General features: G+C 72.1%; 15 protein-coding genes and 2 tRNA genes. 9 read left to right on the forward strand and 8 right to left on the reverse strand.

Annotation, left to right across the window (positions count from 1 at the left end; all coding sequences use genetic code 11):
• The 3 genes from AB5J73_RS32135 to AB5J73_RS32145 are packed head-to-tail and all read left to right on the forward strand — an operon-like array spanning position 1 to position 6,163.
• On the forward strand, positions 1-1,887 hold the full coding sequence (locus tag AB5J73_RS32135) for a dipeptide/oligopeptide/nickel ABC transporter permease/ATP-binding protein (RefSeq protein WP_370962450.1): 1,887 nt from the start codon (positions 1-3) through the stop codon (positions 1,885-1,887).
• Entirely contained in the window at positions 1,884-2,801 is a 918-nt protein-coding gene (locus AB5J73_RS32140) for an oligopeptide/dipeptide ABC transporter ATP-binding protein (RefSeq protein ID WP_370962452.1), read from the forward strand. Before AB5J73_RS32135 ends, AB5J73_RS32140 begins: the two co-directional genes overlap by 4 nt.
• A 26-nt stretch (positions 2,802-2,827) precedes the next feature.
• Positions 2,828-6,163 (forward strand): serine hydrolase, encoded by a 3,336-nt coding sequence (locus AB5J73_RS32145; RefSeq protein ID WP_370962453.1) that lies wholly within the window; start codon positions 2,828-2,830, stop codon positions 6,161-6,163.
• A gap of 344 nt (positions 6,164-6,507) precedes the next feature.
• Here the strand turns inward: AB5J73_RS32145 and AB5J73_RS32150 are convergent, their stop codons facing one another.
• Positions 6,508-7,962, reverse strand: a complete 1,455-nt coding sequence (locus tag AB5J73_RS32150) for a DHA2 family efflux MFS transporter permease subunit (protein ID WP_370962455.1) — start codon at positions 7,960-7,962, stop codon at positions 6,508-6,510.
• A 191-nt stretch (positions 7,963-8,153) separates the two neighbouring features.
• Here AB5J73_RS32150 and AB5J73_RS32155 point away from each other — a divergent pair.
• Positions 8,154-8,228 (forward strand) — tRNA-Val (locus tag AB5J73_RS32155).
• Positions 8,229-8,266: 38 nt separating this feature from the next.
• Positions 8,267-8,338: transfer RNA gene (locus tag AB5J73_RS32160), tRNA-Val, on the forward strand.
• 88 nt (positions 8,339-8,426) lie between these two features.
• On the opposite strand, the gene AB5J73_RS32165 is transcribed toward AB5J73_RS32160, so the two are convergent.
• Positions 8,427-9,023: a TetR/AcrR family transcriptional regulator gene (locus AB5J73_RS32165; RefSeq protein ID WP_370962457.1), complete on the reverse strand. Its 597-nt coding sequence runs from the start codon at positions 9,021-9,023 to the stop codon at positions 8,427-8,429.
• A 103-nt stretch (positions 9,024-9,126) separates the two neighbouring features.
• Between AB5J73_RS32165 and AB5J73_RS32170 the strand changes: the two genes are divergently transcribed.
• On the forward strand, positions 9,127-9,858 hold the full coding sequence (locus tag AB5J73_RS32170; RefSeq protein WP_370973404.1) for a class I SAM-dependent methyltransferase: 732 nt from the start codon (positions 9,127-9,129) through the stop codon (positions 9,856-9,858).
• Between the two features lie 67 nt (positions 9,859-9,925).
• Complete coding sequence (locus tag AB5J73_RS32175; RefSeq protein WP_370962458.1) at positions 9,926-10,177, forward strand: DUF4287 domain-containing protein; 252 nt, start codon at positions 9,926-9,928, stop codon at positions 10,175-10,177.
• Between the two features lie 210 nt (positions 10,178-10,387).
• Here the strand turns inward: AB5J73_RS32175 and AB5J73_RS32180 are convergent, their stop codons facing one another.
• Positions 10,388-11,842, reverse strand: a complete 1,455-nt coding sequence (locus AB5J73_RS32180; protein ID WP_370962459.1) for an MFS transporter — start codon at positions 11,840-11,842, stop codon at positions 10,388-10,390.
• A 100-nt stretch (positions 11,843-11,942) separates the two neighbouring features.
• Here AB5J73_RS32180 and AB5J73_RS32185 point away from each other — a divergent pair, with 100 nt between their 5' ends.
• Positions 11,943-13,148 (forward strand): cytochrome P450, encoded by a 1,206-nt coding sequence (locus AB5J73_RS32185; protein WP_370962460.1) that lies wholly within the window; start codon positions 11,943-11,945, stop codon positions 13,146-13,148.
• Positions 13,149-13,154: 6 nt separating this feature from the next.
• Here the strand turns inward: AB5J73_RS32185 and lexA are convergent, their stop codons facing one another.
• On the reverse strand, positions 13,155-13,808 hold the full coding sequence (gene lexA, locus AB5J73_RS32190) for a transcriptional repressor LexA (RefSeq protein WP_370962461.1): 654 nt from the start codon (positions 13,806-13,808) through the stop codon (positions 13,155-13,157).
• Positions 13,809-14,078: 270 nt separating this feature from the next.
• Between lexA and AB5J73_RS32195 the strand changes: the two genes are divergently transcribed.
• The gene (locus AB5J73_RS32195) at positions 14,079-14,591 is read left to right on the forward strand and encodes a lytic polysaccharide monooxygenase auxiliary activity family 9 protein (RefSeq protein ID WP_370962462.1); all 513 of its coding nucleotides are present in this window, start codon (positions 14,079-14,081) and stop codon (positions 14,589-14,591) included.
• Positions 14,592-14,634: 43 nt separating this feature from the next.
• Here the strand turns inward: AB5J73_RS32195 and AB5J73_RS32200 are convergent, their stop codons facing one another.
• The 4 genes from AB5J73_RS32200 to AB5J73_RS32215 are packed head-to-tail and all read right to left on the reverse strand — an operon-like array spanning position 14,635 to position 21,636.
• Positions 14,635-15,912: an FHIPEP family type III secretion protein gene (locus AB5J73_RS32200; protein WP_370962463.1), complete on the reverse strand. Its 1,278-nt coding sequence runs from the start codon at positions 15,910-15,912 to the stop codon at positions 14,635-14,637.
• Positions 15,909-19,148, reverse strand: a complete 3,240-nt coding sequence (locus tag AB5J73_RS32205; protein WP_370962465.1) for an FHIPEP family type III secretion protein — start codon at positions 19,146-19,148, stop codon at positions 15,909-15,911. Before AB5J73_RS32205 ends, AB5J73_RS32200 begins: the two co-directional genes overlap by 4 nt.
• Entirely contained in the window at positions 19,145-20,560 is a 1,416-nt protein-coding gene (locus AB5J73_RS32210; RefSeq protein WP_370962466.1) for a CHAT domain-containing protein, read from the reverse strand. Before AB5J73_RS32210 ends, AB5J73_RS32205 begins: the two co-directional genes overlap by 4 nt.
• A 35-nt stretch (positions 20,561-20,595) precedes the next feature.
• On the reverse strand, positions 20,596-21,636 hold the full coding sequence (locus tag AB5J73_RS32215; protein WP_370962467.1) for a hypothetical protein: 1,041 nt from the start codon (positions 21,634-21,636) through the stop codon (positions 20,596-20,598).
• Between the last annotated feature and the right edge of the window lie 117 nt (positions 21,637-21,753).

The raw sequence follows: 21,753 nt of genomic DNA on the forward strand, positions 1-21,753 counted from the left end.
ATGGCGCGACGACGTGGTTCGGTGTGGCCGGCGGCCGTGCGCACCCCGGTGGGCGCGTGCTCGGCGGTGCTGCTGGCCGTGGTGGTCGTGCTCGCGGTGGTGGCCCCGCTCGTGTGGGGCGAGGGCGCCGCGGCAATCGACACCGACGCGATCGGCCAGGGACCGTCGGGCGCGCACCCGTTCGGCACCGACTCCCTCGGCCGTGACCTCCTACTCCGCACGCTGGTGGCGACCCGGCTCTCGATCGGGCTCGCGGTCCTCGCGACCGCGATCGGCGTCGGCACCGGGGTCGTGCTCGGGACGCTGCCGTCGGTGCTGCCGCGGTGGGCGGGCCGGCTGCTCGTCGCGGCCGTCGACATCGCGGTGGCGTTCCCCGGGCTGCTGCTGGCCCTGTTCTTCGCGGTGATCTTCGGCGTCGGCACCGAGGGCGCGGTGCTGGCGATCGCGTTCGCGATGGCGCCGGCGTTCGCCCGGCTCGTGCAGACGCTGTCGGCGTCGGTGAGCGGGCGCGACTTCATCGCCGCGGCGCGGATCGCCGGCGTCGGCCGCATCCGGCTGCTGGCCCGGCACGTGCTGCCCAACATCGGCGAACCCCTCGTCGTCAACGCGACCATCGGGGCCGGCTCGTCGCTGCTCGCCTTCGCCGGATTGTCGTTCCTCGGGATCGGCGTGCAGGCGCCGGACTACGACTGGGGCCGGCTGCTGCGCGAAGGGCTGGACGGCATCTACGTCAGCCCGGTGGCCGCGCTCGCGCCCGCCGCCGCGGTGGTGCTCGCCGGGCTGGCGTTCAACCTGGTCGGGGAGACGGTCGCCGCGGTCGTCGGGGTCCGGACGCGCCCGGCCCGGCGGGCGGCGGGCCCGCTCCCGGCACCGCGGCCCGCGCCGGCCGGCGAACCCGCCGGTGACGCGGTGCTCGTGGTCGAAAACCTCCAGGTGGCGTTCCCGGGACCGGGCGGCTGGACCGTCCCGGTGCGCGGGGTCAGCTTCACCGTCCGCGCGGGCGAAGCGATCGGCGTCGTCGGCGAGTCCGGGTCCGGCAAGAGCCTGACCGCGCTGGCCGTGTCGCGGCTGATCGAAGCGCCCGGCGTGGTCACCGCCGACCGGCTGGAGTTCGCCGGCCAGCCGGTGGCGTCGGCCTCGGACCGCGAACTCGGCACGTCGCTGGCCATGGTGTTCCAGGACCCCATGACGTCGTTCAACCCGGCCCGCCGGGTCGGCGGCCAGCTCGCGGAGGTGTCCGAGCGGCACCACGGCCTGTCCCGGCGCCAGGCGTTCGCCCGCGCGGTCGGGAAGCTGACCGCGGTGCGCGTCCCGGCCGCGGCGCGGCGGGCGCGCCAGTACCCGCACGAGTTCTCCGGCGGCATGCGGCAGCGGGCGATGATCGGCATGGGCCTGATGGGCGAGCCCAAGCTGATCATCGCCGACGAGCCGACGACCGCGCTCGACGTCACCGTGCAGCGGCAGGTGCTGCGCCTGCTGGCCCGCACGCGCGAAGCCGAGGGCGCGGCGATCCTGCTCATCAGCCACGACATCGCGGTCGTTTCCCAGACGTGCGAACGGATGCTGGTGATGTACGCCGGGCGCGTGGTGGAGGACCTGCCGACCGGCAGCGAACCGCGGCACCCGTACACGCGGGCGCTGCTGGCCACGACGGTCGACCTCGACACCGACCGCGACGAGCCCCTGGAAGTGATCCCCGGCCGGCCACCGGCCCCGGACCAGGTGCCGGCGGGCTGCGCGTTCGCCGACCGGTGCCCGCTGGCCGCGGAGCGCTGCCGGGCCGAGGACCCCGTGCTCGAACCGGCCGCGGCCGGGCACCGGGTCGCGTGCTGGCACCCGCCGGCCGGTGTCCTTTCCGGACAGTCCCATGAGGAGGGTGCGGCGTGAGTGCCTTGGAGTTCGACTGCGTGAGCGTCCGTTACGGCAAGCTGACCGCGGTCGACGGGGTCACCCTGACCGTCCCGTCCGGACAGGTCGTCGGCCTGGTCGGCGAGTCCGGCTCGGGCAAGTCGACGCTGGCCAGGGCGGCGGCCGGGCTCGCGCCGGTCAGCGCCGGCCGGGTCCGGCTCGACGGCACCGACGTGCGGCGGCTGCCCCGGCGCCGCCCGCTGCAGATGGTGTTCCAGGACCCGTATTCGTCGCTGGACCCGCGGATGGCGATCGGCGAGTCGATCGCCGAGGCGATGCCCCGCGGGGCCGGGCGGAAGGCCGAGGTGGCCCGGCTGCTCGAACTGGTGCACCTGGACCCCGATCGGGCGGGGATGCTGCCCGGTCAGCTGTCCGGCGGGCAGCGGCAGCGCGTCGCGCTCGCCCGGGCGCTGGCCGGGCAGCCGAAAGTCCTGATCGCCGACGAGATCACCTCCGCGCTCGACGTCTCGGTGCAGGGCGCGGTGCTGAACCTCGTCCGGGACGTGCAGCGGCGGCTGGCCCTGTCGATGCTGTTCATCTCCCACAACCTCGCCGTGGTGCGGTACGTCAGCGATGTGGTCGCCGTGATGTACCTCGGCCGGATCGTCGAAGCCGGGCCCGCCGAGCAGGTGCTCACCGACCCGCGGCACCCGTACACCAAGGAGCTCCTGGCCGCCGCGCCGTCCGCGCACCGCAACCTGCTCGACGGCGACGACGTCCTCGCCGACACCGAACCCGCCGACCCGCACCACCCGCCGTCCGGCTGCCGCTACCACCCGCGGTGCCCGGTCGGCCCGCTCGTGCACGCCGACCGCGCCGTCTGCGTCCGCACCGACCCGGCCGCGGGCACCGACCACCGCCCGCACCGGGCGGCCTGCCACTTCGCCGCGTGAACCCGTTCCCCCCAAGGAGATCCCGCATGACCCGACGTCTGGGCACCGACGACCTGTACGCCCTCGAATTCCCCGAGCAGCCGGCGATTTCGCCCGACGGCGGCCGGATCGCCTACGTGGTGCGCACCGCCGACCGCGACGCCGACGAGGTCACCCGCTCGCTGTGGCAGGTCGCCACCGACGGCGGCCCGGCCCGGCGGCTCACCCGCGGCAAGGCCGACCTCGCCCCGGCGTTCTCCCCGGACGGCACGAGGATCGCGTTCCTGCGCGCCCAGGACGGCCCGGCGCAGCTGTGGCTGCTGCCCGCCGACGGCGGCGAACCCGAGCAGGTCACCACGCTCCCGCTCGGCGCGGGCACGCCGGTGTGGCGGCCCGACGGCGCCGAGATCGCCTTCAGCGCCCCGGTCGACCGTCACGCGGAAGAGGGCGAGGACGCCGGCGCCCACGGCCGCCGCGCGCACGCCCCGGTGGTCGCCGACCGGCTCGACTTCAAGGCCGACGGCGCCGGCTTCCTGCGCACCTTGCGCAAGCACGTCCACGTCCTCGACGTCGCCACCGGCGAGGTCCGCCGGGTGACGTCGGGGGACTGGCACGCGGGCGACCCGGCCTGGTCGCCGGACGGCACGCGGCTCGCGTTCCCCGCGGCCCGGGACGCCGACGGCGACCTGACCTTCCGGTCGGGCGCCTACGTCCTCGACGCCGCCGGCCGCTCGGCCGAACCGGTCCTGGCCGGCTCGGCCGATGGCGAATGCGGCACGGTCACCTGGACCGCCGACGGCGGCGCGCTGCTCGTCGTCGGCCGCCGGGACACGGCCGCGGGCCACCTCGGGCTGCTGCGGGTTCCCCTGGACGGCGGCGAAACCGCCGACCTGGCGGCGTCGCTCGACCGCAACGTGATGCCGGGCGGCCCGGGCTACCCGGGCGCGCTGCCGCAGCCGGCCGGCTCCGAAGTCCTGTTCTGCGTCCGCGACCGCGGCTACACGCACCTCTACGCCGTCGACGTCGCCGGCGGCGAGCCGCGCCTGGTCCTGGGCGGGGCCGGGAACACCGTGGCGGGCGTGAGCGTCGCCGGGGACACCGCGGCGGTCGTGCTGACCACGACGACGTCGTACGGCGAGATCGCCACGGTCGGCGTCGGCGGGGGAGCGGTGGCCGTCCGCACTTCGCACGGCGACGGCGACCTCGAGCTGTTCCGCCACGAGGAGCGCGAGTTCACGATCTCCGACGGCACGGTCGTGCACGGCTGGCTGCTGCGCGACCCGGCCCGCACCGGCCCGCTGCCGCTGCTGCTGGACATCCACGGCGGCCCGCACAACGCGTGGAACGGCACCGCCGACGCCGTGCACGTTTACCACCAGGAGCTCGCCACCCGCGGCTGGGCGGTGCTGCTGCTGAACCCGCGCGGCAGCGACGGCTACGGCGAAGCGTTCTTCACCGCTGCGGTCGGCGCGTGGGGCCTGGCCGACGCCAAGGACTTCCTCGAGCCGCTGGACGACCTGGTCGCCGAGGGCGTGGCGGACGGGCGCCGGCTCGCCGTGTCCGGCTACAGCTACGGCGGCTACATGACGTGCTACCTGACCAGCCGCGACGACCGGTTCGCCGCGGCGGTCGCGGGCGGCGTGGTCAGCGACCCGGTGAGCATGGCGGGCACCTCCGACAGCGGGCACTTCCTCGGCGTCGCCGAACTCGGGGCCCTCCCGGCGGAGAACCGGGCGCACTACGCGGCGCTTTCCCCGCTGGCGCAGGTGGAGAAGGTGCGCACGCCGACGCTGGTCGTGCACGGCGCGGACGACGACCGGTGCCCGGCCGGGCAGGCCGAGCAGTGGTTCACCGCGCTGCGCGAGCAGGGCGTGCCCACCCGGCTGGTGCTCTACCCCGGCGCGTCCCACCTGTTCATCCTCGACGGCCGGCCGTCGCACCGCGTCGACTTCAACCGCCGGATCGTGGACTGGGTGGAGCAGCACGCGGGCGAGCCGGGCAAGCCGGCGCGCGTCCCGCTCGACAGCGCGCACTGGCGGCGACGCCTGGCCGAGCTCGCGCGCAAGCACCGCGTTCCCGGGGCGACGCTGGGCATCCTGCGCGGGGACGACGAGGTCGTCGCGGGCTTCGGGGTGCTCAACAAGGCCACCGGGGTCGAGGTCACCGGCGACTCGGTGTTCCAGATCGGCTCGATCAGCAAGGTGTGGACGGCCACCGTGGCCATGCAGCTGGTCGACGAAGGCCTGCTGAGCCTGGACGCCCCGATCGCCGACGTGCTGCCGGAGCTGCGGCTGGCCGACCCCGACGTCACGAAGAAGGTGACGCTGCGGCACCTGCTGACGCATACCAGCGGCATCGACGGCGACGTCTTCACCGACACCGGCCGCGGCGACGACTGCGTCGAGAAGTACGTCGAGGTGCTGGACCAGGCCGCGCAGACCCACCCGCTCGGGGCGACCCTGTCCTACTGCAACTCGGGGTTCATCCTCATCGGGCGCGTGATCGAGAAGCTCACCGGCAAGACGTGGGACGCGGCCCTGCGCGAGCGGCTGTTCACCCCGCTCGGCCTGACCCGCACGGGCACCCTGCCGGAGGAGGCGCTGCTGCACCGCGCGGCGATGGGCCACGTGGCCAGCGGCGACGGGGACCCGCAGCCCGCTCCGGCGTGGGGCCTGCCGCGCTCGGCGGGCCCGGCCGGCCTGATCACGGCGTCGGCGTCGGACGTCCTGGCCTTCGCCCGCATGCACCTGGCCGGCGGCCTCGCCCCGGACGGCTCGCGGGTGCTGTCGGCGGAGTCGGCCGCGGCGATGACCGAGGAACAGGCCGAGATGCCGGACAAGCACACCCTCGGCGACTCGTGGGGCCTCGGCTGGATCCGCTTCGGCTGGGACGGCCACCGCCTGATCGGCCACGATGGCAACACGATCGGCCAGTCGGCGTTCCTGCGGATCCTGCCGGAGCACGGGCTGGCGGTCACGCTGCTCACCAACGGCGGCAGCGCCCACGACCTGTACGAGGAGCTCTACGCGGAGATCTTCGCGGAACTGGCCGGCGTCGCCATGCCGCGCCCGTTCGAGCCGCCCGCGGCACCGCCGGAACTGGACGTCTCGGAGTACCTGGGCGTGTACGAGCGGGAGTCGATGCGCATCGAAATCCTGACCAGGGAAGGGCAGCTGCGCATCCGGCAGACCGTGACGGGCTCGCTCGCGGCGCTGGTGCCGGACCCGACGACGGAGGACGACCTGGTGGCGGTCGGCCCCGGCCACTTCGCCCACAGCCCGGCGGGCATGCGGGGCTGGGTCTCGGTGACGTTCTACACGCTGCCGACGGGGGAGCGGTACCTGCACACTGGCGTCCGGGCCACGCCGAAGGCCGCGGGATGAGCCCCGTCACGTCGGGGAACACCCCGGCGCGCGTGGCGTTGTAACGGGTGTCGGTACGGAGGGGTCCCCGGGCCTCACCCCTTGCCTTCACGGAAAACCAGTCCGGCTGGAGCCGTGTTGAGCCCTTCGCCGCGAGGCGACCCCCGTACCGGCCTCGAACTCCCGCTTCCGCTCGCAGGTCTCCCCCCAGCCTTCGCTGAGCGGAAGCGGGACTTTCTCTTGTCCGGCCTAGCGGCGCCCGTCCGAGCGCCCCAATGTGGCGTTGGTTGCGTCCAACGCACCGAACGCCACATTGGGTGCGTCTGACGCACCGAACGCCACATTGGGGCGCTTTGGGGCTGTCCTCAGTGGTGCGCGGCCGCCGCCGGCGCCGTTCCCGGCTTCTTGCCGCGGATCAGCCACGTGCCCGCGAAGGCCGCCAGCCCGATGCACCCGGCCACCACGAACGCCGCGTGCAGGCCCGAAGCGTCCGGGCTGCCCGCCGTCTGGTCGTCGCTGCCGAGCGTCGCCACGCTGACGAACACCGCGGTGCCGAGCGCGCCGGCCACCTGCTGCAGCGTCGAGAGGATCGCACTGCCGTGGGAATACAGGTGTTCGGGCAGCACGCCGAGCGATTCGGTGAACAGCGGCGTCATCATCAGGCCGAGCCCGGCCATCAGCAGCACGTGGATGCCGATCACCGCGATCAGCGGCGAGTCCGGGCCCAGGATCGTGAACAGCCACAGCGACACGGCCATCGCCCCGGCGCCCGGGATGACCAGCGGGCGGGCGCCGACCTTGTCGAACAGCGCGCCGACCGGACGGCCGAGCAGGCCCAGCACCAGCCCGCCGGGCAGCACGGCCAGGCCGCTGACGAACGTGGTCGTGTGCAGGACCGTCTGCAGGTAGAGCGGCAGCATGATCGCCGCCGCGCCGATCAGGCAGACGAACAGCAGCGCGGTGAGCACCAGCGAAATGACGAAGCTGCGGTGCGTGAACGGCCGCAGGTCCAGCAGCGCCCGGTCGCGGCGCTGCAGCCGCAGCTGGCGCCAGGTGAACACGACCAGCGAAACGACGCCGACGACGATCGGCACCCACGCCGGCACCGGCGGCTCGACCCCGGCCTGTTCGCCGCTGGCGGACAGGCCGTACAGCACGCCGCCGAACCCGATCGCCGACAGCAGCACCGACGGCACGTCCAGCGGCACGCGGCGGCGTTCGCTGTCCAGCTTCAGCTGCAGCGCCCCGGCCACCAGCGCGGCGATCGACAGCGGCAGCACGATCCAGAACATCCAGCGCCAGCCCAGCGACGACAGCACGGCGCCGCCGATGGTCGGGCCGATCGCGGGCGCGACCGCGATGACGATCGTGATCGTGCCCATCGTCGCGCCGCGGCGCTCCGGCGGCACGAGCCGCATCACCGACGTCATCAGCAGCGGCAGCATCACCGCCGTGCCGCACGCCTGCACCACGCGCCCGGCCATCAGCATCGCGAAGCCGGGCGCGAGCGCGCACAGCAGCGTGCCGAGGCTGAACGCCGACAGCGAGAAGAGGAAGACCTGCCGCGGCGAGAAGCGCTCCAGCAGGAACCCGGTGGTGGGGATGACGACGGCCATGGTCAGCAGGAACCCGCTGGTCAGCCACTGCACCGTCGTCGTGGGAACACGGAGGTCGACGGTCAGGTCGCGCAGCGCGACGCTGAGGATCGTCTCGTTGAGGATCATCACGAACGCGGACAGCACGAGGACCCCGATGAGGAGCCCCGCCCGCGCGGGAGCGCGGTTCAAGTCGGCGGGCGGACGGGAATCGGTGTCGGTCATCGGGGCGGGAGCTCTCCTGGGTCGGCCGGCCCGGCGAAACCGCGGGCTGTCTTGTGCAGTCTGCCCGTTTCCGCACCCCCGTGTCACGGCGATTTCCGCAGTGCAGCGGGTCACACCGCACGATGGAGGAGGCCCCCGTGAAAGCCCTTGGCGGCATCCGATATGCTTCCGCCAGTACGAAGTTCCGCAGCGCGCGATTAGCTCAGCGGGAGAGCGCTTCCCTGACACGGAAGAGGTCACTGGTTCAATCCCAGTATCGCGCACCACGAGTCCGTCCCCCGGACATCGTGGAAGTTCGTACGACGGGCGATTAGCTCAGGGGGAGAGCGCTTCGTTCACACCGAAGAGGTCACTGGTTCGATCCCAGTATCGCCCACAGGATCGTTGAGAGGGTTGGGTTCGCGCAAAGCGTGGACACAACCCTCTCGTCGTGTCCGGGGGTGGTGCCGGTCCACTTCGGACGGTCAGAGCAGCCGGCGCTGCAGTACGTCCGCGAGGACCGTCTCGACCACCTTCGTCAGTTCGCGCTCGTCGAGCAGCGTCCCGCGGTGGCCCGCGAACAGCAGGTGGCCGCCGCCGATCAGGGACAGCGCCAGGGAATCGGCGTCCGCGTCCGCCGCGATGCGGCCCAGTTCGCGCTCGGCGGACAGGTAGTTCGCGAGCATCGCGCGAGCCTCCACCAGGATCGGCAGGCCGTCACCCGGACGGCGTAACCGGGCGCGCAGTTCGTCGCGGAAGAAGACCAGGCTGACGAGCGCCACCGAGACCGGGTCGAACAGCTCCGTCAGAGTGGCGGCGACGTTGTCCGGGACCGTGCGCGTCCCGGCGCCGGCCCGGAGGAGTGCGGCCTGGTCGCCGAGGCGGGCGATGCGTTCGCGCACGAGCTCCGCCAGGAAGTCGTCGAAGTCGGCGAAGTGCCGGTGCAGCACGCCCTTGGCGACGTCGGCCTCGGTGGTGACCGCGCGGCTGGTCAGCGCGTTCGCACCGGCGCGCAGCAGGACCCGCTCGGCAGCGGCGAACAGCTGCTGGCGCACGTCGCGCAGGTGGACCCCGGTCGGCATGGCTCCCATTCTCCGGTACGCCACGGGCGAACGCGCATTGCCCGAGTGGGCAACTGCCCACTAAAGTGGGCGCATGCCCACTCAACCCCACGAAGCACGGCGGATGGCCGAATCCTTCGGGATCGACGCCGGCCGCTACGACCGCGCGCGTCCGCCCTACCCGGAAGAGCTCGTGACCGAGGTCCGGGCCGCGAGCCCGGGACCGGACGTCCTCGACGTCGGCTGCGGCACCGGGATCGAGGCGCGGCAGTTCGCCGCCGCCGGGTGCCGGGTCCTCGGCGTCGACCCCGACCCGCGGATGGCCGCGTTCGCGCGGGAGCGGGGGACCGACGTCGAAGTCGCGACGTTCGAGGCGTGGGATCCGGCCGGGCGCACGTTCGACGCCGTCGTCGCAGGACAGGCCTGGCACTGGGTCGACCCGCTGGCCGGCCCGGCGAAGGCGGCGCAGGTGCTGCGGCCCGGCGGGCTGCTCGCGGTGTTCGCCCACGTGTTCCAGCCGCCCGCCGCGGTCGCGGACGCGCTCAAGGCCGCGATGCCCGGCTCGCCGTTCGCCGGGGAATCGAGGAGCGCCGCCGAGCTGTACGAGGTGATGTTCACCCGGTTCAGCGACGGGATCCGGGAGTCGGGTGCCTTCGGTGCGTCGGAGCTGCGGCGGTTCGCCTGGGAAAAGCGGTACACGCGCGAGGAATGGCTGGACTTCCTGCCGACGACCGGCGGCCTGACGCGACTGGCGCCGGAGCAGCTGGCGGAGGTGCTGGCGAGGGTCGGCGCGGCGATCGAAGAGCCCTTCGTGCTGCCGTACACGACGCTGGCGGTCTTCGCGGCGAAGCCTTGACAAAAAAAGTTGTCGGTGAGAACTTGGTCGCGAGCACGACGAACCCGCACCGACCCACGGAGTCCCGATGTCTTTCCAGGCCTACCTCGACAACGCCGAGAAGCAGACCGGCATCACCCCGCGCGCCTTCCTCGACCTGGCGGCGAGCAAGAACCTCACGAAGCACGCCGAGATCATCACGTGGCTGAAAACGGACCACGGCCTGGGCCACGGCCACGCGACGGCGATCGCCCGCCTGGTGACGAAGGGCCCGGAGTTCGTGGCGGCGCACCACACCGACGGCGTCCTCCACCTCGACGGCCTGGCCGCCCGGACCTGACCCCGGGCGGCCAGGCCGGGTTGTCGGCGGCCGGTGTGGGTGCCGGAGGTCCGGGAATCCGGGCTTGCTCGGCCGATGTGCGCCGCCGGGGATGGCCGGTGGCGCGGCCGCCCGACCGGGACCGGTGCGGCAGATGGGGGCCGGTGATTCGGTGGCCGTCCGGGTGGCCGGCCTCGCGCGGCCGATTCCGCGCGAGGCTCGACCTTCCGCTCAGCGGCCCACCGCGGCGGCCGGTTCGGGGCTCGCGGCCGCCGGCGTCGCAGGGGCACGCCGGGGCAGGAACGCGGCGACGGCCAATGCGATCAGCGCCGCCGCCGAGCCCATTGCCAGCACCAGCCGGAAGCCGTTCTGGGAGGGCAGGGTCGCCGGTCCGAAGTGGATGGTCAGGCGGGCGAGGACCAAGCCGGCCGTCGCGCTCGACACCGATGTGCCGATCGAGCGCATCAGCGTGTTGAGGCTGTTGGCCGCCGCGGTCTCCGACACCGGGACCGCGCCCATCACCAGCGCCGGCATGGCGCCGTACGCCAGCCCGATGCCCGCGCCGATGATGCTCGACACCACCACCAGCTGCCAGGTCGCGCTCATCAGCCCGATGCCCAGCGCGTACCCGGCCGCGACGACGACCGCGCCGAGCATCAGCGTCGTCTTCGGGCCGCGGGTGCGTGAAATGCGCGCCGACACCGGGGCGAGCGCCATCATCACCAGGCCCGACGGCGCCATCACCAGGCCCACCACGAGCATCGACTTGCCGAGGCCGTAGCCGGTCGCCGCCGGCAGCTGCAGCAGCTGGGGCAGGACCAGGGACATCGCGAACATCGCGAAGCCGAACACCGCCGACGCGATGTTGGTCAGCAGCACCTGGCGCCGCGCGGTCGTGCGCAGGTCGACCAGCGGCTGCGCCGTCCGCAGCTCCCAGCGGCCCCACAGCAGCAGGACGACGACCGCGACCGCGAGCAGGCCCAGCGTCGCCGGGCTGCCCCAGCCCCAGTCGGCGCCCTTCGAAATCGCCAGCAGCAGGCACACCAGTGCGATCGAAAGCCCGGCCGCGCCCGGCACGTCGAACCGGCCGCCTGTGCGGACGGGGGACTCCGGCACCAGCGCGACGACCAGGCCGACCACCACCAGCCCGAGCCCGGCCGCGGTCCAGAACAGCACGTGCCAGTCGGCGTTTTCGGCCAGCAGCGCCGCGGCGGGCAGGCCGAGCGCGCCGCCGACGCCGAGGGACGCGCTCATCAGCGCCGTGGCCGATCCCAGCCGCTCGGCGGGCAGTTCGTCGCGCATGATGCTGATCCCGAGCGGGATGACGCCGGCCGCGAGGCCCTGCAGTGCCCGGCCGGCGACCATCGGTGCCAGGCTGTCGGACAGCCCGCCGATGGCCGACCCCGCCACCAGGAAGCCGAGGCTGAGCAGCAGCATCCGCCGCTTGCCGTACATGTCGCCGAGCCGGCCGACGGTCGGCGTCGCCACCGCGCCCGCGAGCAGGGTGGCGGTGATCGCCCAGGTGGCGTCGGCGGCGGAGGCGTGCAGCAGCCCGGGCAGGGCCGGGATCAGCGGGATGACCAGCGTCTGCATCAGCGAGACGACGATGCCCGCGAAGGCGAGGACCCCGACGACGAGGTTCGCGCGGGTCGGCGCCTCGCCGGCTGGGGTGGATGGGTCGGGCACGGGGTCCTCCGTCGGGATGTCCGAATTAAATCAGTCGCTTGACTTAGCGTAGCAGTCTTCGGTTGACTGATCACGAACTGACGGCGAGCGCGGAGGAACGATGACGAGCACCACCGAAATCCCGGGGTTCCCGATGACGCGCGCCGCGGGCTGCCCGTTCGACCCGCCGCCCGCGGCCCGCGAGCTGCAGGCGGAGGCGCCGCTGGTTCGCGTCCGGCTGTGGGACGGCAGCACCCCGTGGCTGGTGACCCGCTACGCCGACCAGCGCGCGCTGCTGGCCGATCCGCGCGTCAGCGCCGACGTCACGCGCCCCGGTTACCCGAGCCCGGCGCCGCTGCCGAAGGGGGGCACCGGCATCAGCTTCATCCTGATGGACAACCCCGAGCACGCGCGGCTGCGCAAGATGGTGACCGCGCCGTTCACGATCCGCCGCGTCGCCGCCATGCGCCCGGCGGTGCAGCGGATCGTCGACGACCTGATCGACGAGCTGCTGGCCGGCCCGAAGCCGGTCGACCTCGTCGAGGCGTTCGCGCTGCCGGTGCCGTCACTGGTGATCTGCGAGCTGCTCGGCGTGCCCTACGCCGACCACGATTTCTTCCAGGACAACAGCAAGGTCATCATCCGGCGGGACGCGAAGCCGGAGGAGCGCGCGGCCGGGCACCAAGCGCTCGTCGGCTACCTCGACCGGTTGATGGGGGAGAAGCTCGAGAACCCCGCCGACGACCTGCTCTCCGGGCTCGCGGCCCGCGTGCGCGCCGGGGAGCTGTCGCGGGTCGAAGCGGCGCAGATGGGCGTCCTGCTGCTCATCGCCGGCCACGAAACGACGGCGAACATGATCGCGCTCGGCACGCTGGCCCTGCTGGAGCACCCGGACCAGCTGGCGCTGCTGCGCGAGTCCGACGACCCGGCGCTGGTGGCGTCGGCGGTCGAAGAACTGTTGCGGTACCTGAACATCACGCACAACGGCCGCCGCCGGGTGGCGCTCGAGGACATCGAGATCGCGGGCGAGACCGTCCGCGCGGGCGAGGGCCTGATCATGGCCAACGACATCGCCAACCGCGACCCCGCGGTGTTCCCCGACGGCGACCGCCTCGACCTGAACCGCGACGCGCACCGGCACGTCGCCTTCGGCTTCGGCGTGCACCAGTGCCTCGGCCAGCCGCTGGCCCGGCTCGAGCTCCAGGTCGTCTACAGCACGCTCTACCGGCGGATCCCGACGCTCGCGCTGGCGACCGGGGTCGAGCGGATCCCGTTCAAGCACGACGGATCCGTGTACGGCGTGTACGAGCTGCCGGTCACCTGGTGAGGCGCGTCAGACGCTCCGCAGCACCGACACGACCACGCCCAGGATCGCCGCCCGATCGCCGTCGATGACGTCGTAGGCCGGGTTGCGGGGCTCGAGGAAGACGTGACCGTTGCGGCGGCGGTACACCTTGACCGTCGCCTCCTCGTCGATCATCGCCGCGACGATCTGGCCGGAGTGGGCCTCGCTCTGCTGCTTGACCACGACGATGTCGCCGTCGCAGATGGCGGCGTCGATCATCGAGTCACCGCGGACGCGCAGCCCGAAGACCGTGCCCCGCCCGGTGAGGTCGCGCGGCAGCTTCAGGACGTCGTCGACGTGCTCGACGGCCGAGATCGGCGTACCGGCGGCGATGTCGCCGACGACGGGCACCGGGACCGAGTCGCGGTCTTCCCGCGCTTCGCCGCCCTGCAGGAACGCGCGCACGTCCATCGGGCGCGACACGCCGGCCCCGCGGCGCAGGAAACCCTTGTCCTCCAGGCTCGCCAGGTGCTTCGACACCGACGACGTCGACTGCAGGCCGACCGCTTCGCCGATCTCGCGGGTGCTGGGGGAGTAGCCGTACCGGACCACCCAGTCCCGGATCGCCACGAGGATCTTCTGCTGCCGTTCCGGCAGGGCCGCGGCGTCGAGGTGCTCGAAGGTGTCGTCGTAGGTGGTCACGGGCGTGATCCTAGAGGCTCGCCTCCCTCCGTTGCCGACCGGTCCGCCCCGGCGGGTCCCGCTGACCGGAACAACGAGTGACAGTTGGCGCCTTACCAACATGAACCGGGACTTTGCCAGCCGTTGACCTGGATAACGAATCGACGTATGGTCTAGACCACAATTTTCCTTCGCTCGTAACCCTTCCCGTCGCGGCGGGCCTCCCCGGGGGCCCGGACCGCGGCTTCGCCGTGCCCGGCGGGAGGCGAGCCTGTCCCCGGAGGAGCTGGTATGAACCGGAAACTGGTCGCGGCCGCGGCGGGTGCTCTCCTGGCCCCGCTGCTGGTGGTCCTCAACCCCGCCGGCATCGCGAGCGCGCACGGGTACGTCAACGCACCGGCCAGCCGGCAGGCGCAGTGCGCGCAGCACACCGTGTCGTGCGGGCAGATCCAGTACGAACCCCAGAGCGTCGAGGGCCCGAAGGGCCTGAAGTCCTGCAACGCCGGCCTGGCCCAGTTCGCCGAGCTGAACGACGACAGCAAGGGCTGGCGCGCCTCCCCGGTCGGCCGCACGGTGACGTTCACGTGGACCTTCACCGCCCGCCACCGCACGTCGAACTACCAGTACTTCATCGGGAACGAGAAGATCGCCGAGGTGAGCGGCAACAACCAGCAACCCCCGGCGACCGTCTCGCACCAGGTGAACCTGGGCAGCCACACGGGCCGCCAGAAGGTGCTGGCGGTGTGGAACATCGCGGACACGTCGAACGCGTTCTACGCCTGCATCGACCTGCAGGTCAGCTGAGCCACCCCCGGCCCGGGAGCGCGCGGCTCCCGGGCCGGCGGGTTCACCGGCCCGGGCTCGGATCCGCGGCCCCCGCGCGCTCGCTTTCGCGGGCGGCCCCGGCTCGCGAGGCGCCGGCCGGCTGCGGCGCCGGACGGACGGATTCGTCGAGGATCGTCTGGGCGATCGCGGCGAGGTCCCGGACGCTCGTCCCGGCCGAGACCATCGCCCGGCGCCGGCGCGTCAAGGCGACGAGGTGGGGGCGGATCGCCTCGGTGAGCCGGGGCGCCAGGTACTGCAGCAGATCCACTTGAGAACGGGTACTGCTCAGGGTGATCGTGCTCGGCAGGCGATCCGCGATGGCGTACCGGAACGCCCGCGCCATGAGTCCCACCGGGGTGATCGCGCCGGTGGCCTCGCTCGTCGCCTGTGCCGCGGGGATGACCGCGGCACCGATCCCGGTGAGCGGCTCGACGACGCGGGGGTCGTCGCCCGTGGTGGAAATGGCCAGCACCGCGTCGGGCGGAAGCCCGATGAACGGCGGCGGGTCCGCCCCGCCGAGGTCGAAGGCGAAACCGAACTCGGGCAGTGCCGGGTCCTCGACCACCGTCAGATCGGGCAGGGCCACGCCCAGTTCGGTGTAGAGGCCTTTCCGGGCGGCGGCGAAGCCGTCGGGCGCCGCGACATCGGCTGATTCCAGCAAGGCTTCGAGGTAACCGGGGTGGATCTTGATCCGCCACGTGCCCGAAGCCAAGCTGTCGACGACCTGTTCGGCGATACCGGCGGCGGGCAACCCGGGATCGACGGCCTGGTGGTACCGATCGTGGGCGTCCCGGAGGGAAAGGCCGAGCCGGAGGGCGAGTTCGAGTCCCGCCACCGCACCCGGCGGCGGTGCGCCTTCGGAAAGGATCGAAGCCAGGTGGTCGCGGTCCACGAGCGCGATCGCGTTCCGTCCGACGGCTTCGGTCACCACGGCGGACAGCACGGTCGAAAACCCGGCGACGTCGCCGGACCGCGCTCGCCCGGCCAGCACGGCCTCCGCTTCGCCGGCTTGCCGGTACCAGGGGATACCCGCGACCCCCCGGAACAGCGACGAAGAAGCGGAGTCGTCGGTGTCGCACCGGGCACCGCCGGCCGTGACGGTGAAGAGCTCGAGGGCGTCGGGGGCGCACCCGATGTTCACGGTGATCCCGACGCCGACGCCGAGCCGGTCCACCAGGTCTTCGAGGGCCTTCTGAACCGCGGTACGGCACCCGAGCAGGCCGGGATCGGACCGGGCGGCCGGTTGGTGCAGGGCCGGCGCGAGCTCGACGTCGACCGTCGTCTCGGCGGGACTGGTCATGCCGCTCCACCTCCGGCGCGCTGGATCGGTGGCAGCTGGGTCCGGGCTTCCCGGGCGGCTGCCGCGTACGACCACTCTTCGTCGGCGACGATCCGGATCAGGCCGTCGAGGTCGCTGTCGGGGCGGAGGCTGACCCCGGCGTGGAGCAGGTCCCGGAAGACCGTCGTCAGCCGGACGACGCCGCGCTCGTCGAGGTCGGGAGCGTCGACGAGGTGCCCGGCCGTCCGCCACTCCGAGATCAGCTCGGCGGCGTCGTCGATTCTCACCAGGTCGGCCGCGCCGGCGAGCAAGCGCGCCTCCAGGACACGCATCGGGTAGGTCAGCCGGTCGTGGTCGCCTCCGGTTTCGATCAGCAGCGCGGACCAGACGACCTGGTCGAAGAAGTGGTGGACCTTGTCCCTGACCCAGCCGACCGCCCGCTCCAGCGCGGTGGCTCCCGGGTGGCCGGTGCCCTCGGCGCCGGCGGGCGGCGCCACCACCCAGCACCCCTCCGCCCCGGTCAGGGGGTCCGGGACCACCGAGACTTCGACTTCCTGGCCGAGTTTCGACCGCACGTGCTCGCCCGAGCTCGGAACGTACGCGTGGCCGGGGGGAACATGCCCGGGCACCGCGCGTTGGTCGCCGATCCGGATGCGATAGCTGCCGGGGGGCAGCTCGCCGTCTTCCCGGATGCGGATGCCCGGAACGGTGACGCCGGTCGCGGCCCGGACCCGGTCGCGGATCCGGGGGATCGTGGTGGCGAACAACGGACCTTCCTCGCTCGTGTCCGCCGGCACCAGGTCGGTGGCGATCGAGACGACGATCGGGTCCGTCATCGGCCACGCCCAATCGCCGAGCGCCGGTGACAGCTGGAACAACTCGTCGCGCACCAGGTCCAGTGCTTCGACCAGCGGGAGCTCGCCGAGGCCGCTCGCCGCCCGGCGGAACCGCACCAGCCGCGCCGCACCACCGCCGGTCTTCCGGAGGACGTCCGCCAGCTCGTGGGCCGGCACCGCGCCGGCGGCGACGGCGGCGCGTCGCGCTTCGGACTCCTCGCCCCGCAGCAGCGAGGTGAGGAGGCGACGGCATTCGAGCGCGGTCAGGCAGTCGTCCGGGGGGAGGGGCAGCGGTGTGCTCAGCGCTCGCCCCACGAGGTCGTGGGCCCGGTCCACCTCGTCGTTCTCGAGCAGCGCGTCGATCGCCACGAGCACCCGCCCCACCAAGCCGGGCTTGTCGATGTCCGGGAGCCCGGCGGACTCGAGGACGTCGATCGAGATGAGCGCCGCCTCTTCCCAGCGGGCCGCGGCGATCAGGAGCCGGCTCCGGGTGAGCGCGAACGGCCACCGGCTGTCCTCGACGCTCGCTTCGGCGAGCCGGCGGAGAACGTCTTCGGGGTCGAGGTGGGCGGTCTGGAGCCGCCCGGCCAGCCGGTCCACCTCGTCCGCGTGGCGGAGGGCCGTCGCCGCACCGGCGTCACTCGGGGCCGCGCGGGCGAAGTCGCGCAATTCCCTGGCCAGCTGGCTCGCTTCGAAGACATCGCGAAGGGACGCGCGCAACGTCGCCATCTGCTTTTCGGTGACCTCCGGGCGGTCGAGAGCGAGGTGGCACAACATCAGCGTTCCCGCGATGTCACCGGCGGTGTAGGTCGTGCGGTCGAAATGGGAATCGATGGGCTCGAGCAAGGCGATGGCCTCGTCGTAGCGCCCGCCCCGGTACAGGAGCTCGGCGACGACCGGGATCCCGGCGTACTCGACCCGTGGATCTTCCCGGTCGATCAGTTCGACGGCACCCGCGGCCGTCGTAGCGGCCGCTTCGGGCTCGGCCCGCAGCAACGCGCGAATCGCGATCAAGCGGGCCTTGAGCCCTTCGGGCCCGTCGTAGGCGCCGTGCAGCATTTCTTCGGCTTCCCGGTATCGGCCGAGCAGGTACCGGGCGAGCCCGTGCATGAGCACGTTGTCGGGAGGCAGATCGAGGAATCGCCGGCAGGTCGCCTCCGCCTCCGGATGCCCGCTCTGCAATTGGGCGTAGAGGAGCGTCCACAGCGCGAACTGGTCCCCTGGGGCCAGAGTCACCGCCTGCTGGGCGCAGCCGAGGGCGACCCCGGCCAGTTCGAGCTCGATGAACGTCTCGGCCAGCCGCGACCACATGTCGCCGTCCTGGTCGTCGTCCAGGAGGTGTCGTTCGTAAGCTTCGAGCACCGCCAGCATGAGCGGCTTGCTCCGCTCGGGATCCACGTCGGCGAGCTCTCGGTGGATCGCCGCGGAGGTGTCCAGCGCCCAGGACCAGGCCCAGCTCGTCGGCCCGGCTTCGGTTCCGGCCCGCCACTGCTCCAGTGCCCGCTCCAGCCGGCCGCGTCGTTCGGCGCGGTCGAGCAGGCCGACCGAGCTCAAGCGGAGCGTCTCGGCGAGGTACCAGCGGGTGAGCGGGCGGTCCGCGGCGCCGAGCGACAACCGGAGGAGCCGTTCGGCGTCGATGAGCTGTTCTGCCTGGTACGCCTTTTCCCCGGCGTCGAAGTAGGCGTCGGCCACTGCTTCGACATCACGCGGGGGGAGCAGTTCGGCCTTGAGCTCGCGGAGACTCACCGCGGCCGCCGGATCGTGGTCGACCTTCCCTTCGTCGATGACCCGGGAAACATCGGTGAGTGCCTGCTGCTGCCTGCCGAGCCGCTTTTCGACGCGGATGAGGGCGTGGAAGACCGCGGGATCGTCGGAATCGCACGCGCGGACCGCGCTGAGCACGCCGTCGACGGAGCCGACGTCGGCTGAGCGGTCGGCGGCCTGGAGCGCGCCTTCGCAGTTTCCTTCCAGGATGGCGGCTTCGAGTTCGAGGGCGCACAGAATGTTTTCGGCGACCGGTTCGACCCGGTGGCGCAGGGCGGGGACGATCCGGTCGAGCAGAGCTTTGCGGGCCGGGCCCGCTCCTTCGGCGAGCAGCAATGCGTGCAGCCAGCTCGCGACGGCTTCGAGTGCTTCGGGGGTGTCCTCCACCGCCTCCAGCACCTGGGTGGCGGCGGCAGCGGGTTTCCCCAGGTGCTCGGCGCACTCGGCGTTCATCAGGAGGAGAACCGCACGGGGCGGGTGCGCACCCCGCTCGGCCAGTGCGGTGGTGATGGCGTCGTGTGCCGCTTCGTACCGCCTCTCCGCGAGGAGTGCCATCGCGTAATCCGCTGCTGCACGGCGGATCGCCGGCGGAGTGGTCAGCGTGTCCCGGAAGACGTCGGCACCTCGCCAAGCCTGCCATTCCACTCGGGTGGTCATGACGCCCTCTCGAATCCGTCGCCGGGCGGTTGCGGAGTCCGTGGAAGCGCACGGGGCTGGCCGGCTGGTTCGTCCGGCTGGTAGCGGGGAACCTCGAACGCATGGGTGCACACCGGGCATCTCCCGGACTGCGGCTTCTGGAGGTCTTCCCGGCAGCTGCAGCCGGCCGCCGCGTCCTGCCACGAACACGGGCACACGAGGGGAATCGAGCACTCGGCGCAGAGCTTGTAGATGGCCCGGGTCTCCGCCGAGCAGCGGGGACACGTTCCCTGCGGTGGCCGCGTTTCGCGCTCGGGACGTGGGCTCCGGTGCCGTGCCTTGACGATCTCGATGTCGCGCTGCAGGTAGATGACCGGTGTGCCGAAGTCTCGGTGGTCCCAGGCGTACTGCTCGCGCACCGCGAGTTGCTTGCGTCCCTCGAACACCGCCTGGCCGATGGTCTGGTTGTCGATGAGGGCCTTGTAGAAGGCCGCGGCGAAGATGTCCGCCTCGGTCGCGCCGATGTCGTACTGCATCGCGATGACGGCGGGGACACCGGACCGGACGATCTCGACCGCGGTGCAGTAGAGCGTCTCGGTGTCGGTTCCGCCGCCGTGGCAGGAGTGCAGGAAAATCAGGCTCGGTGGGGTGGAACCGAACAGTTCACGCAGTTTGCTCGTGTCGACGAGCTCGGTCCGGTCGATGGGCTCGGTCGGCAGGCGCCGGGAGCGGTCGATCTCCACCCGGGCTTCGTCGGCCGCGATCCGGTCCGATTCGCGGGGCAGCACGATCTTGCCCGGTTCGCCGTGCGCGACGAGGTGCACGATGTCGGGATTCAGATCGCTGATCTCCTTCTTCAGCTGGCTGAACGTCGGCTGGTGCAGGGGACGGGCGGTGAGCGCGGTCTCGTCGTGGAACAGAGCCTGGAGCTCTTTGGTGGTGCCTTCGTTGGTTCCGTCCGGAGTGCACAGCGCGAAGAGTATGGACAGGTTGTCGCGCGGGTTGTCGGGGAATTCGCGCTGGTCCGACAGAACCCGGGTGAGCACCAGCGAATGCGATTCGCCGGTGAGGAAGGTGCCGCTGCCGTCTTGGTGCGTGAGGTAGAGGAATTCCCAGGGAAGGTTGGTCAGGTCCTCCGCGAGGGGGTGGAAGGTGATGACCAGCCGGAGCGCGTTCGCCCGGCCTTCCTTGACTCGACTCCGGAACTTTTCGAACGTCTGGCGGAAGGCCAGGTCGACCTCGCCGCGGAAGACGCGGTCGTAGAGATGCCGCCCCAGGATCTTGAGCCCCTCGCCCGAAACCGCGTCGGCGCGATCTCGCAGGAGCTGACTGAGCCACGTGGTGGTCGCGGTGTGAAGCCCATCCCCGTCGGTCTGGCAGGTGTAGGTCCGCTCGTGGGTTTCGCTGGTGAACCGGACGTTCGTGTCGTCCACCAGATCCAGGGTGCACTCGATGAACCCGGTTCTGCTCATGACGCGCTCCGGATGTGCAGGGCGCGGGCCAGTAGAGGATCGGCTTCTCGCCGCGTGCTGTCCCACCGTTCGATGCCCTGGGCACGCTCGCGGATCGTGGTGGCCCGCTGTGCCCACCTGGCGTAGACGTCGTCCACGGCGTCGGGCGGAACGTCCGGACTGGTCGCGATTTCTTCGTAGAGCGCCGCGAGGTAGTTTCGCGTGACCGAGCGGGCGTCTTCGTTGGGGATTCCCGCCCACCGCACGATCCGGTTCCACAGCGGCGTGAACCACGGCAGCGACTTCAAGTCGACCAAGGGTTCCGCGTCGACGCTGAAGACGATGTAGTCGGTCTTCGCGGGCGGCTTCGCCGATGCCGCGGTGTCACCTTTCTTCAGCATCCCGCCGTCGAGCCACAGCCGGTCGGCGAGTTCGGAGTCCGGCAGCACCGCGAACGACGCGGAAGGCAGCTGGTCGCCGTGGAGCTCGATTCGTTCGCCGAGCACGGGCTGCACCTGCTTGTGGCCCAGAGCGGCTTCGACGGCGTCGAGGACACCGTTCGCGATGCCGAGCCCGGTGGACATCGGACCGCCGACGCCGACCGCGGAGCAGATCTTCTGCACGGCATCGAGCGCGGCACGCACGTAGTCGTCGCGCAAGAGCCGGTACAGGATCACCGTGACGGCGATCCGCCCGGTGTAGGGGAAGGGGCCGGCGACGAGCGTGTCCGTGTACCGCATGGTGCGCGGGGTGCCGTGTTCGGCGTTCACCATCGAAGAGCCGACGACGAACGGGACTCGGCAGGCGGCCCCGTCGAAAACGAACTCGGTGACGGCGAGAACGATCGGATCGTAGGTCTTGCCGAGTACCTGATCGGAAGCCAGCCGCATGTCGTTCACCGTGACGCGAACGCGGTGGCGATCTTTCACCGCCGGCCCGCCATCCCCGTTTTCCGGCCCGGCGCCCAGTACGTGGCCGTCCGGGATCCGGAGCCGGTGGCAGACCGGGAGCTGTGAACGGCCGAAGTTCTGGATGGCGTCGTGAATTCCTCCCGGCATCCTGTCTCCCTGAACTCGGCTTGCTGCGATGAGCGTGAGTCGTCGCCGGCAGCCACCGGGTTACACATTGATGTGGCAAAAGTGGGAAATCACTCGGGTGGCGTACGTTGTTTCGAG

It is taken from the genome of Amycolatopsis sp. cg9 (genome assembly GCF_041346945.1).
Taxonomy (GTDB): Bacteria; Actinomycetota; Actinomycetes; order Mycobacteriales; family Pseudonocardiaceae; genus Amycolatopsis.

Coding starts and splice junctions, on each gene's coding strand:
- AB5J73_RS32135 (WP_370962450.1), top strand. CDS start 1: ATGGCGCGACGACGTGGTTCGGTGTGGCCGGCGGCCGTGCGCACCCCG.
- AB5J73_RS32145 (WP_370962453.1), top strand. CDS start 2,828: ATGACCCGACGTCTGGGCACCGACGACCTGTACGCCCTCGAATTCCCC.
- AB5J73_RS32150 (WP_370962455.1), bottom strand. CDS start 7,962: ATGACCGACACCGATTCCCGTCCGCCCGCCGACTTGAACCGCGCTCCC.
- AB5J73_RS32165 (WP_370962457.1), bottom strand. CDS start 9,023: ATGCCGACCGGGGTCCACCTGCGCGACGTGCGCCAGCAGCTGTTCGCC.
- AB5J73_RS32170 (WP_370973404.1), top strand. CDS start 9,127: ATGGCCGAATCCTTCGGGATCGACGCCGGCCGCTACGACCGCGCGCGT.
- AB5J73_RS32175 (WP_370962458.1), top strand. CDS start 9,926: ATGTCTTTCCAGGCCTACCTCGACAACGCCGAGAAGCAGACCGGCATC.
- AB5J73_RS32185 (WP_370962460.1), top strand. CDS start 11,943: ATGACGAGCACCACCGAAATCCCGGGGTTCCCGATGACGCGCGCCGCG.
- AB5J73_RS32195 (WP_370962462.1), top strand. CDS start 14,079: ATGAACCGGAAACTGGTCGCGGCCGCGGCGGGTGCTCTCCTGGCCCCG.
- AB5J73_RS32200 (WP_370962463.1), bottom strand. CDS start 15,912: ATGACCAGTCCCGCCGAGACGACGGTCGACGTCGAGCTCGCGCCGGCC.
- AB5J73_RS32205 (WP_370962465.1), bottom strand. CDS start 19,148: ATGACCACCCGAGTGGAATGGCAGGCTTGGCGAGGTGCCGACGTCTTC.
- AB5J73_RS32215 (WP_370962467.1), bottom strand. CDS start 21,636: ATGCCGGGAGGAATTCACGACGCCATCCAGAACTTCGGCCGTTCACAG.